Raw genomic sequence first — 11919 nt, forward strand, 5'->3', positions numbered from 1 at the left:
TAAAGCCACTTTTACGTGTCGCAAGAACCGATTCTTAACTCTCCTCTGCCAAGACTAACGCGAGTTTGGGATCATACTTAAAGTATTGCGTATCGATCATGGCGGTCTTTCAAACAGCGGAAAGAATGTTGCCGTCCGCTTTGCGGGCCGCCCTATCCCCGTATCTGCGCAAGATTAGCATCCTCCTTGCCGGTCAGGACGAGAAAGCTGCGTCGCAGCGCATGGCGCTGATCGCCTTCACGATCCGCGTTGCAGGCGCCGCGCTCGCCTTTCTCTCGCAGGTCATTCTTGCTCGCCTGATGGGCCGGTTCGAATACGGCATTTTTGTCTTCGTCTGGGTGTTGATGATCCTGTTCGGCAATCTTGCCTGCCTCGGCTTCCCGACAGCCATCATCCGCTTCCTGCCGCAGTATGATGCCAGCGCCAATTACGATGCCATTCGCGGTCTGAACATGACGGCACGCCTGTTCGTGGTTGCCCTCTCGGGCACGCTGGCGCTGATTGGAGCGCTCCTGCTTTTTGCCTTTCGCGGCATGATCGAGCACTACTACGTCATGCCGGTTTTCCTCGGCCTGATTGCCGTGCCGATGATTGCGCTTGGAGACGTTCTGGACGGTACGGCCCGCGCCAAGCACTGGCCGGTCATGGCGCTCAGCCCGACCTTCCTCATCCGCCCGACGCTGATCCTGCTCTTCATGGTGGCCGCGATCCTCGCCGGCGCACCACGCGATGCCGTCACTGCTATGGCCGCAGCTCTTGCAGGCGCTTTCACCAGTGTCCTGCTGCAATATCTTGCGGTGACGCTCCGTCTGCGCCGCCATTATCCAAGCGGCCCGAGAGCCACTGAATTCCGCGTCTGGACAGCCGTCGCCCTGCCGATCTTCCTGGTCGAAGGTGTGGGCTACCTACTCACCAATTCGGATGTCATCGTCGTCGGCATTTTCCTCGATCCGGATGAAGTCGCCGTCTATTTCGCAGCGGCAAAAACGATGGCCCTGGTGCTCTTCGTCTCCTTCGCCGTCAGGGCAGCCATCGGACCGCGCTTTGCCGCCATTCTTGCCGAAGGCGACCGGAGCAAGCTCGCAGCCTTTGCCACGGAGGCCACACGCTGGTCCTTCTTTCCAGCACTTGCCCTCGGCCTCGTAGTGCTGGCGGCGGGGCAGCTCCTGCTTTCGCTGTTCGGCGCAGCCTTCACGGAGGGACAGATCGTGATGGCGATCCTGCTTGCCGGCATTCTTGCGAGAGCGCTCGTCGGCCCTGCCGAAGTGCTCCTGACCATGGCAGACAAGCAGATGCTCTGCGTCTATCTCTATGCTGTAGCGCTCGTTGCCAATGTCGGGCTCAATGTCGCGCTCATCCCGCATTTCGGCATCGAAGGAGCGGCGATTGCCGGCGCCACTGCCATGGCAATCGAGGCCTTGCTCCTGCACGTGGCGGTCCGCCGCGCGCTTGGCATCAAACTATTCGCCCTCCTCCGGCGCCCGCCGGCGTCATCGGCAATGAGGGTCCTCTGATCATGGCACGTCCCCCCTACACCGAAACCACCGACAGCCAAGTGAACGCTCTGACCCATACGCTCGCAGCACTGCATTTCGAAACGCCGAAAGCGGAAGCCCGAGTCGAGGTCGGCCGCGCCGGCCGCGAACTCTGCCTCTATCCCGGCAAGCTCGGCTACGAGCTGCAGGATGAGCTGGACTTCCTCTCCAATCGCGCCATGGAGCCGAACGTCTTCTTCTCCGGCCGCTTCCTGGCGCCCGCCATGCCGCGCCTTGAGGATCGGCAGGTGCGTCTGGCGCTGATGCGCGATATCAACAGCACGCGCAGCCGCATGCGTCTGTTGATGCCCTTCACGGTCGACAAGCCGGGCTTCGCCATCGGCCCGTCGATCATCCGCGTCTGGTCGAACTCCTTCGGCCCGCTCGGCACGCCCCTGCTAGACGCCGAGGATGCCGGCGAAACGCTCGACAACCTCTTCGAGGCACTCTCCCGGCCGGAGCTGCATCTCCCGACCACGCTCGTATTGCCGGATGTCCGGCTCAACGGCCGGTTCGTCCAGATGGCCAAGGTCATCGCGATCGGCCGAAACCTGCCGATCGCCATCGCCAACCCTTTCCAGCGCCCGATGCTCCAAAGCAACGACGACGCGCTCACCTATCTCAGGCGAACGATTTCCAACGCGCATTTGCGCGAAATGCGCCGCCAATGGCGACTTTTGGAAAACCACGGCGAGGTCAGCTACAACGTCGCCCGTCAGCCCCGCGATATTCACGGGCGCATGGAAGAATTCCTGGCGCTGGAGGCAAGCGGCTGGAAGGGCAAGAAGCGCTCGGCGCTCGTCACCGATCGCCATCATGCCGCCTTTGCCCGCGAAGCGATTTCCAACCTTGCCGCCATCGACGCGGTGCGCATTCACTCAATCGATCTTAACGGCAAGGCCGTCGCCTCGATGATCGTGCTGATCATGGGCGGCGAGGCCTATACGTGGAAGACGGCCTTTGACGAAGCCTATGCCCGCTATTCGCCGGGCAAGCTCTTGATGGGCGAACTGACGGAATGGCATCTCGACGACGCCAACGTCGTCCGCTCCGATTCCTGCGCCGTGCCCGATCATCCGATCATGAGCCGCTTCTGGCACGAGCGCGAGGACATGGGTACGCTCATCATCGGCCTGACCCCGAACGGCGACCGCGACGTGCGTCAGGTGACCACGCAGCTGCACATGTATCGCAGCACCCGCAACATGGCAAAGCTGCTGCGCGAAAAGATCCTGTCGCTTACGAAGCGCTAACTTCGGCGGTTGCGCGTTCGCGCAAGAGGCGGCGGATCACCTTGCCGGAGGTCGTCAGTGGCAGAGCGTCGACGAATTCGATCTCGCGCGGGTATTCGTGCATGGAAAGCCGGGTCTTCACCCATTCTCGGATCTCGATCGCCAGTTTGTCACTCGGCTCGCGACCGGGCACGAGCACGACATAGGCCTTGACGATTTCCGTTCGGACCGCATCCGGCTTTCCCACCGCCGCGGCAAGCTGCACGGCGGGATGGCCGCCGAGGCAATCCTCGATCTCGCTCGGCCCGATGCGATAGCCCGACGAGGTGATGACATCGTCGTCGCGGCCGACGAAGGAAATATACCCGTCCACATCCTGCCGGCCGATATCGCCGGTCAGCAGCCAGTCATTGGCGAATTTCGCCTCCGTCGCCGCCTCGTTCCGCCAATAGCCGAGAAACATCACCGGATCGGGCCGCTTGATGGCAATTTGCCCGCTCTCGCCTACGGGAACCTCGATACCCTCGGCGTCGACGATCGCGACGCGATGGCCAGGAACAGGCTTGCCGGTTGCGCCTGCACGGCTGACGCCAACGGCTTCACTGGAGGAGAGCACGAAATTGCATTCCGTCTGGCCGAAGAATTCGTTGACGCTGACACCGAGCGCGGATCGCGCCCATTCGAAGGTTTCGCGGCCGAGCGCCTCGCCGGCCGAACCGATGGTGCGAAGCTTGAGATCATAATGGGCGCGCGGATTGTCCACGGCTTTCAAAAGCCGCAGCGCCGTCGGCGGGATAAAGGCATTGCGCACCTCCATCTCGGCCATGATGCGGAAGGCCATATGCGGGTCGAATTTCTGCGCCGGCGAGGAAACGACGGGGACGCCGAGCATCAAGCTCGGCAACAGAGCATTCAGGAGGCCGCCGGCCCAGGCCCAGTCCGAAGGCGTCCAGAGCCGATCGCCGGCTTGCGGAAAGCCCTCGTGGGCGAGCTGCATGCCCGGAATATGCCCAGGCAGCACGCGATGGCCGTGCAGCGCACCCTTGGGTGGCCCGGTCGTGCCCGAGGTGAAGATCATCAGAGCGGGATCGTCCGGGCCGGTATCGGCGACCTCGAACAGCGGCGGATGCGCCGCCACCAGCTCGGCAAAACCGGAAACGCCCTCTTCGGCGCCATCGATGCTGATCACCTGCGCCAGTTCCGGCAATCGCTGCCGGATCGGACGCAGCCGCTCGAGGCCGAACCGATTGGTGACGATTGCCGATGTACCGGCTGCCTTCAGCCGGTATTCCAGCGCCTCGGCGCCGAACAGCAAAGCCAGCGGCAGGGCGATCGCGCCCATCTTGTAGATCGCGACATGCGCCACGACGGTCTCAAAACTCTGCGGCAGCAGCAGCGCCACCCGATCTCCCGCCTGCACCCCGAGCGCGACAAGCGCATTGGCGAAAGAGGCGGAACGATCCCGCAACTCGCCGTAGCTCATGGAAAAGTGATTGCCGTCCGGATTGAAATGCTGAAGGCAGATCCGATCGGGCTCGTGCTCGGCCCAGGCATCGCAAACAGCATGTCCCATGTTGAATTTCGCCGGAATCTCCCAACGAAAGTCGCGATAGAGGGCTTCATAAGTATCACGCGGGGGCAGTTTCATGCGCAGTTCCAGAAAATGGTGCGGTGCAGCTAACACCTGTCGCCCCTGGCGTTCAAGGAAACATTTAAAATTGCCGTCTTCCCCCGGGCGCGAATCGCCTTATTTATTGAGGAATACTTCGAAGCTCTTCACGAATTCATGCGTCGACCGACGGCGACTTTGGGCGCCGATTTGCTTTTCGCGACGCACCCATCCCATCGCCCTTCCGACGATGGGCCTCCTTGTAGCGAATGATCGAATGGACGGAGAATAGCGATGGAATACGTAAAGCTCGGCAGGACCGGTCTTGAAGTCTCACGCATATGCCTGGGTTGCATGACCTATGGCGACCCCAACAAAGGCACGCATGCCTGGTCGCTGAAGGAGGAGGAGAGCCGTCCTCTGCTGCGCCAGGCGATCGAGGCCGGCATCAACTTCCTCGACACCGCCAATACCTATTCCAACGGCTCCTCCGAAGAGATCGTCGGTCGTGCCATCAAGGATTTCGCCAAGCGCGACGACATCGTGCTTGCGACCAAGGTCTTCAACCGCATGCGCCCCGGCCCGAACGGCGCCGGCCTGTCGCGCAAGGCGATCTTCGACGAGATCGACAACAGCTTGCGCCGCCTCGGCACCGACTATGTCGATCTCTACCAGATCCATCGCTGGGACTATACGACACCGATCGAGGAGACGCTGGAAGCGCTGCACGATGTCGTCAAGGCCGGCAAGGCACGCTACATCGGCGCCTCCTCCATGTATGCCTGGCAATTCGCCAAGGCGATTTATACCTCCCGCCTCAACGGCTGGACGGAGTTCGTCAGCATGCAGGATCACCTGAACCTGCTCTACCGCGAGGAAGAGCGCGAGATGCTGCCCTTCTGCGAGGACCAGAAGATCGCCGTCATCCCCTGGAGCCCGCTCGCCCGCGGCCGGCTTACCCGCGATTGGGACGAGGCGACGGCCCGCACCGAGTCCGACGAATTCGGCAAGACGCTCTATACCCAGGCGCTCGAAGCCGACCGCAAGATCGTCGATGCCGTCGGCACGATCGCCAAGGCGCGCGGCATCCCGCGCGCGCAGGTCGCAACCGCCTGGATCCTGCAGAAGAGCGCTGTCACCGCCCCGATCATCGGCGCTTCCAAGCCCGGCCACATCACCGATGCCGTCGCCTCGCTGGAGGTCAAATTGACACCTGAGGAAATCGCGGCGCTGGAATCGCCTTACGTTCCGCATGGGGTTGCTGGATTTAAGTGATCGGGGATTTTTTTTGGGGGGGCCGCCGGCCTAGATTGATGAAGCCACATTGCCTGCTTGGCCGCTCACCCCAACCCTCTCCCCGTTTTGACGGGGAGAGGGGGTTTTCCTGCCAAACCCACGTCCCGTCTGCACGGTGAACGCGAGTTGATTTGCTCGAGCGTCCCCTCTCCCCGCGAGCGGGGAGAGGGCTAGGGTGAGGGGCAGTCCCAAGCTCTGAAGCCGATTGACCACGCGGAAAATCGCGCAAAAGTGACTTCACGAGCCGGTCATAGTTGAGGCTTAACTGATCAAAGTTCCTTACCCCCGAGGATGATATCCCATGATCACAGTTCCCTTCGAGGCGCGGCGCTTTCAGTCGACCGCGGCCTATTACCTGCGCTATCGCATCCCCTATCCGGACAAATTGATTACCCGCGTTGCCGAACGCAGCGACCTCAAGCCCGGCGACCATGTGCTCGATCTCGGCTGCGGTCCCGGCCAGCTCGGCATCGCCTTCGCGCGGCTGCAGGGTGCGGCCGTGACCGCCATCGACCCGGAGCCGGAAATGCTCGCGGAAGCCGCGCTCGGCGCAAAGCAGGCCGGCGTCGATATCAACATCCGACAGGGCTCTTCCTACGACCTCGGTCCCGATATCGGCAGGCTGCACCTCTGCGTCATGGGCCGTTCGTTCCACTGGATGGACAGGCCGGCAACGCTTCAAGCGCTCGATAAGCTGATCGAGCCGGGCGGCGCCGTTGTCCTCTTCCACGATAAAGGCATCCTGGCGGAGCCGAACTGGCGCGGTATCCTAGAACCACTGATGGAAACCTATTCGCCCGAGCGCAGCGCGGAAAGGCAGATGCGCCGGAGCAAGGAATGGGCGCCGCATGAAGCCATGCTGCTCGCCTCCCCCTTCCGCAATCTCGAACGGATCGGCATCGTCTCGGAATATACGAGGGATATCGAAGAGATCATCGGCCGCATCTTCTCGATGTCGTCAACCTCGCCGCAGGCGCTGGGCGACAAGGCAGCCGATTTCGAGGCGGCTCTGCGCGCCGAGCTGCTTACGGTCGCGCCCGACGGCAAGTTCAGGGAGGTCGTCGAAGCGAACGGGCTGCTCGCCTTCCGCGATTAGACGAAGGTCAGCCATTGCTTTCATCCGGCAGCGGCGAAAGCTCCTGCCTGGTCGCCGACAGGAATTCCTGCGACAGCTCAGCGTTATCCATTGCGCGCGCCAGGATGACGGCGCCGACCATGGCCGAGAGGCTGGCAAATGCCTTGCGCCGGCGCTCCTCCGGCGTTTCGCCGGGAACGATCTCTTCCAGCACCTCGACCAGTCCCATCAAGCCGCCCGTGAAGGTGGACTGCATCTCAGGACCGTGGCGGCTGACCTCCTGCGTCAGCGCCGCGAAGACGCAGCCGGTCGCATGCTCCACGACGTTGCGATGCGACAGATAATGGGCAAGCAGCGCTTCCAGCGGCTGTTCGGGCGAACTTGCCGCCACTTGCTTCCAACGCTCCAGCGAGCGCGCCACCAGCGCTTTGCTCGCCTCGCTGGCAAGTTCGTCCTTGGAATCGAAATGGCCGTAGAAGCCGCCATGCGTCAGCCCGGCCGCCTTCATGATCTCGGCGACGCCGATGCCGTCGAAGCCCTTCTCACGGAAGAGCTCGCCCGCCACGGCAAGGATCTTCTCGCGATTCTCGGCGAATTTCTCCCGGCTCACTCTCATCAAAAAACTCCATCAGAGCATCAATAAATCTGTATTGACAATTTATATGATGACCATCATCAATACGCAACAAATATGATAGCAATCATGTAAATGCCTTTGCACAAACGTTCAAGCCGGGAGAACGGCAGGGCGCTAGATGTGGTACGGTACCCCCAACTGTCCGCGATCCAGCGTTTTCGCAAGTCCGGTCTGACGGCACGCTACCCAACCTGATTGGAACGCAGCTCATGGTTTCCACTACCCTTGCCTCGACGCTCGCCCGGCGCAACATCCATTACGGATGGGTCGTCGTCGCCGCCACCTTTCTCACCATGCTGGTCACGGCCGGCGCCATGGGCGCGCCCGGCGTGCTCATCAAGCCGCTGGAGGACGAATTCGGCTGGAGCACCTCCTCCATCTCGTCCGCGCTTGCCGTCCGCCTCGTACTGTTCGGCCTCATGGGTCCCTTTGCCGCCGCCTTCATGAACCATTTCGGCGTGCGCAAGGTCATCGTCTTTGCACTGGCGACCATCGCCGTCGGCTTCATCGGCTCGCTCTACATGACGCAGGTCTGGCAGCTGCTGCTCTGCTGGGGCATCATCATCGGCTTCGGCACCGGCCTCACCGCCATGGTGCTCGCCGCAACCGTCTCGACGCGCTGGTTCACCAAGCATCGCGGCCTCGTCATCGGCATGCTCTCGGCAAGCTCGGCGACGGGACAGCTCGTCTTCCTGCCGCTGATGGCGGAGCTGACGACGCGCTACGGCTGGCGCACGACGGTGCTCTTCGTCTGCGGCATGATTGCCGTCGCCGCCCTCGTCGTGCTGCTCCTGATGCGCGACCGTCCCTCGGACGTCAACCTGCCGCTGGTCGGCGAAATCCATATCACACCGCCGCCGGCGGCAACCAAGAACCTGAAGGCCGCACTCGCCTCTCCGATTGCCATTCTGCGGGAGGTTTCCACCACATCGACCTTCTGGATCCTCTTTGCCACCTTCTTCATCTGCGGCCTGTCGACCAACGGCCTGATCCAGACGCATTTCGTTACGCTTTGCGGCGATTTCGGTATCGTGCCGGTGGCTGCTGCCAGCGTGCTTGCCGTCATGGGCATCTTCGATTTCTTCGGCACGATCGGCTCCGGCTGGCTCTCCGACCGCTTCGACAATCGCTGGCTGCTCTTCTGGTATTACGGCCTGCGCGGCCTGTCGCTGGTCTACCTGCCCTTCAGCGATTTCACCTTCTACGGCCTGTCGATCTTCGCCGTCTTCTACGGCCTCGACTGGATCGCCACCGTGCCGCCGACCGTCAAGATCGCCGCCGACCGCTTCGGCCGCGAAAAGGCCGGCCTCGTCTTCGGCTGGGTCTTCGCCGGCCACCAGCTGGGGGCCGCCACCGCCGCCTATGGCGCCGGCCTCACCCGCACGGAACTGAACACCTACCTGCCCGCCTTCTTCGTCGCCGGCGCCTTCTGCCTGCTCGCCGCCATCCTGGCGATCACGCTGCAAAAGTCCGGCTCCACCAGCAAAGGCCCGGCCATGGCGCACTGAGCCCCAAACGGCAAAAAGCCCATGGCGCCCACCCACGCCATGGGCCAAACCGCAACCCTGCGGAAACACTCGCAATATCTGCCATCCCCGGCTTGCGCGCCCCGCCGCTCACATGCTAGACAGCCGCCTCGTCAGTATCCCGTTGCCCCATTGGCGGAATTGGTAGACGCGCTCGACTCAAAATCGAGTTTCGAAAGAAGTGCTGGTTCGACTCCGGCATGGGGCACCATCGGACGAGCAAATTATTGTTTCTTATGCAATATTAGTTCTATATAAGTATCAGAACCCATCTTTGTTTTCATTAAAAGCTCTAAACTCCAAACACTCAGCAATTGCTATAGGCGCTTGCGTTGCAAGAAAAATTCTCAGCAATTTTTAGCGCCGATGCGCAAGCGCAAAAATGTTGGTTGACTTAAGACGGACCACAATCAACTCTACCGCGAGAGGGTTTGAGGGTCATTGACATGCTTAAAATTGTTGCCGCGATAGGCCTCTGCCTGCTCGCTGCGGGCTGCGCACGTTCCAGTGCGATGCGAGTTTCGCAAAACGAGGCAATCATAAGCACGAGCGCCGCGCCGGTTTGCGGAGAAGAGGGCGCAATGAAGGTCGCCGAAAAACAAGCAGCGATCGAAACAATCAAGGCAGGCTATGATCGCTATATAATAGTTGGTCAGCAAGGGCAGGACACGACACATCTGGTTCAGATGCCGGGATCTTACTCAACGACGGGGACTGCGACTTTCGCAGGCAACACCGGTTTTTACCAAGCCAACACCGTCTATCAGCCTGGACCTATATTCGTCACCGGCCGTCATAATCAGAAGCTGGCGGTACATATGTTTAAGAACGGTGAGCCTGGGGCTCAAAATGCGCTTTCTGCGAAGGAAACACTTGGAACTAAATGGGCTGACATCGTTAGAGACGGCGTGATGACCTGTACCGGCTAGAGCATGAGCGCCTGATCGCCGGCCGAAGTCCCAGCATCGGGCATTCCCACCTCCATCACGAAAAATTTTGCCTTTCCGCCACTTCCGTCACTCCCCGACCATTTACAGCCATAATCCTGCCCCCTAAAGGTTTGCAACGCAGCAAAAAGGGGCCCTCATGCTTCGTAGACTTTACGACTGGACCATGTCGCTCGCCGGCCGCAAATCGGCGGAAATCTGGTTGGCCGTTATCGCCTTCGTCGAGAGCTCCATCTTTCTCGTTCCGGCTGATGTGCTTTTCCTGCCGATGTCGCTTGCCAAGCCCGAGCGTGCCTGGCGCTATGCGCTGACGGCGACGGTCGCATCCGTGCTGGGCGGCATTGCCGGCTGGGCGCTCGGCTACTATGCCTTCGAAACCATCGCCAAGCCGATCCTCGAATTCTATGGCAAGCTCGACGCCTTCAACCAGATGAGCGCCGGCATCACCTATGAATGGGTTCTCCTGCTGCTGGTCACATCGGGTCTGGCACATCTGCCGCCGATCAAGGTGGTGACCATCCTCTCCGGCGTCGCCCATATCAATCTCGGCCTGTTCATCGTCTCGGCCATCGTCGCGCGCGGCGCGCGCTTCTTCCTTCTGGCCTTCCTTTTGCGCCGCTATGGCGAATCCATCCGCCATTTCATCGAGAAGCGCCTCGGCCAGATCACCATGATCGCCGCCGCCGTTCTTATCGCCCTCTATGCCGTCTTCCATTTTGCCCTGGCGAGCTGACCAAGGAGCCCCCAGCATGTCCACGACTTCGCCCTCCTCCCGCGCCGGCCTTGGCTATGGCGCATTGCTGACGATCGGCATGGTCGTCGTCATCGGCTCGGCACTCGGCTTCCAGTATATCGGCGGCTATATCCCCTGCGCGCTCTGCCTGGAGCAGCGCCAGCCCTATTACTACGGCATCCCCGTCGCCCTCATCGCCGTGCTGACGGCAGTCGCCGGCCTGCCCTCCTGGATCACCCGCGGTCTCCTCATCATCGCCGGCCTGATGATGCTTGTCGGCGGCGGCATCGGCGTCTATCACGCCGGCGTCGAATGGCATTTCTGGGAAGGCCCGACCACCTGCTCGACGACAGCAAGCAGTGTCACGCAGAACGCCGGCGATCTCCTCGGCCAGCTGAACACCATCAAGGGGCCGTCCTGCACGGAAGCAGCACTGCGCATCCTCGGCCTGTCGATGGCCGGCTGGAACGTGATCGCCAGCGTGATCCTGGCGGCAATCGCTTTTGTAGGTGCGAAGAAGGCGGGTTGACCCCTTCTCTCCCGCGGAGAGAAGGTGGGCGCGAGCAGGCGAGCAAAGCGAAACTGCGAGCGGACGGATGAGGGGGACGAGAAGCGAAGCGACGATGGCCTTGAGCGGCAAGCGAAAGGCAAATTTGCGTGCCGCCGCTCCCCCTCATCCGACCCTTCGGGCCACCTTCTCCCCAAGGGGAGAAGGAAATCCTACGGCTGCAATTCCGAATCCCAGTAGAGATAGTCGAGCCAGCTGTCGTGCAGGTAGTTCGGCGGGAACAGGCGGCCGTTATTGTGCAGGTCCTGCACGGTCGGCTGGTATGGTTTCTGCGCCGGGAACATGCCGGCCTGCTTCGGCAGCTTGCTGCCTTTGCGCAGATTGCAGGGCGAACAGGCGGCCACGACGTTCTCCCAGGTTGTCTCGCCGCCATGGGCGCGCGGGATAACGTGGTCGAAGGTCAGGTCGTCATGGGAACCGCAATACTGGCATTCGAACTTGTCGCGCAGGAAGACGTTGAAGCGGGTGAAGGCGGGATTGCGGGACGGCTGCACATATGTCTTCAGGCACACGACGCTCGGCAGCCGCATCGAGAAGCTCGGTGAGGACACGCACTGATCGTATTCTGCGATGATGTTCACACGGTCAAGAAAAACCGCCTTGATCGCGTCCTGCCAGGACCAGAGCGACAAGGGATAGTAACTCAGCGGTCTGTAGTCAGCGTTCAGCACGAGCGCCGGCAAGGACTGCGGGGAAACTGCAATCGTCAAGGAACCCTCCTGATCGATTCGGCATCTGCACCTGTATATTAGGCCGGTTGT

11 protein-coding genes and 1 tRNA gene are annotated in these 11919 nt (G+C 61.4%); 9 read left to right on the forward strand and 3 right to left on the reverse strand.

What is annotated here, in order from left to right:
• Nucleotides 1-98: 98 nt before the first annotated feature.
• The gene (locus tag FHT73_RS21770; protein ID WP_183714792.1) at nt 99-1514 is read left to right on the forward strand and encodes a lipopolysaccharide biosynthesis protein; all 1416 of its coding nucleotides are present in this window, start codon (nt 99-101) and stop codon (nt 1512-1514) included.
• Nucleotides 1515-1516: 2 nt separating this feature from the next.
• On the forward strand, nt 1517-2788 hold the full coding sequence (locus FHT73_RS21775) for a GNAT family N-acetyltransferase (RefSeq protein WP_112336461.1): 1272 nt from the start codon (nt 1517-1519) through the stop codon (nt 2786-2788).
• Here FHT73_RS21775 and FHT73_RS21780 read toward each other — a convergent pair.
• Nucleotides 2775-4415 carry an AMP-binding protein gene (locus FHT73_RS21780; protein WP_183714795.1) on the reverse strand — a complete coding sequence of 547 codons (1641 nt, stop codon included), beginning with the start codon at nt 4413-4415 and terminating at the stop codon, nt 2775-2777. The two genes, FHT73_RS21775 and FHT73_RS21780, sit on opposite strands and share 14 nt — an antisense overlap.
• A 255-nt stretch (nt 4416-4670) precedes the next feature.
• On the opposite strand from FHT73_RS21780, the gene FHT73_RS21785 reads away from it, so the two are divergent.
• Together FHT73_RS21785 and FHT73_RS21790 are read left to right on the forward strand one after the other, a co-directional pair.
• A complete protein-coding gene (locus FHT73_RS21785) occupies nt 4671-5651 on the forward strand; it encodes an aldo/keto reductase (protein ID WP_112412685.1) in 981 nt (326 codons plus the stop codon).
• Nucleotides 5652-5973: 322 nt separating this feature from the next.
• Entirely contained in the window at nt 5974-6768 is a 795-nt protein-coding gene (locus FHT73_RS21790; protein WP_183714798.1) for a class I SAM-dependent methyltransferase, read from the forward strand.
• A 7-nt stretch (nt 6769-6775) separates the two neighbouring features.
• On the opposite strand, the gene FHT73_RS21795 is transcribed toward FHT73_RS21790, so the two are convergent.
• Nucleotides 6776-7363: a TetR/AcrR family transcriptional regulator gene (locus tag FHT73_RS21795; RefSeq protein ID WP_183714801.1), complete on the reverse strand. Its 588-nt coding sequence runs from the start codon at nt 7361-7363 to the stop codon at nt 6776-6778.
• A 230-nt stretch (nt 7364-7593) separates the two neighbouring features.
• Between FHT73_RS21795 and FHT73_RS21800 the strand changes: the two genes are divergently transcribed.
• The 5 genes from FHT73_RS21800 to FHT73_RS21820 all read left to right on the forward strand — a co-directional run bounded on the left by FHT73_RS21800 (nt 7594) and on the right by FHT73_RS21820 (nt 11119).
• Nucleotides 7594-8892: an MFS transporter gene (locus FHT73_RS21800; protein ID WP_183714804.1), complete on the forward strand. Its 1299-nt coding sequence runs from the start codon at nt 7594-7596 to the stop codon at nt 8890-8892.
• 144 nt (nt 8893-9036) lie between these two features.
• Nucleotides 9037-9121: transfer RNA gene (locus FHT73_RS21805), tRNA-Leu, on the forward strand.
• Between the two features lie 235 nt (nt 9122-9356).
• The gene (locus tag FHT73_RS21810; protein ID WP_183714807.1) at nt 9357-9839 is read left to right on the forward strand and encodes a hypothetical protein; all 483 of its coding nucleotides are present in this window, start codon (nt 9357-9359) and stop codon (nt 9837-9839) included.
• Nucleotides 9840-9996: 157 nt separating this feature from the next.
• On the forward strand, nt 9997-10590 hold the full coding sequence (locus FHT73_RS21815; RefSeq protein ID WP_112336455.1) for a YqaA family protein: 594 nt from the start codon (nt 9997-9999) through the stop codon (nt 10588-10590).
• 16 nt (nt 10591-10606) lie between these two features.
• Entirely contained in the window at nt 10607-11119 is a 513-nt protein-coding gene (locus FHT73_RS21820; RefSeq protein WP_112607687.1) for a disulfide bond formation protein B, read from the forward strand.
• A gap of 191 nt (nt 11120-11310) precedes the next feature.
• Here the strand turns inward: FHT73_RS21820 and FHT73_RS21825 are convergent, their stop codons facing one another.
• Nucleotides 11311-11868, reverse strand: coding sequence for an HNH endonuclease (locus tag FHT73_RS21825; RefSeq protein WP_015341304.1), 558 nt, complete (start codon nt 11866-11868; stop codon nt 11311-11313).
• Between the last annotated feature and the right edge of the window lie 51 nt (nt 11869-11919).

The sequence above is a fragment of the Rhizobium sp. BK098 genome (assembly GCF_014193155.1).
In the GTDB taxonomy this organism is placed as follows: Bacteria; Pseudomonadota; Alphaproteobacteria; order Rhizobiales; family Rhizobiaceae; genus Rhizobium.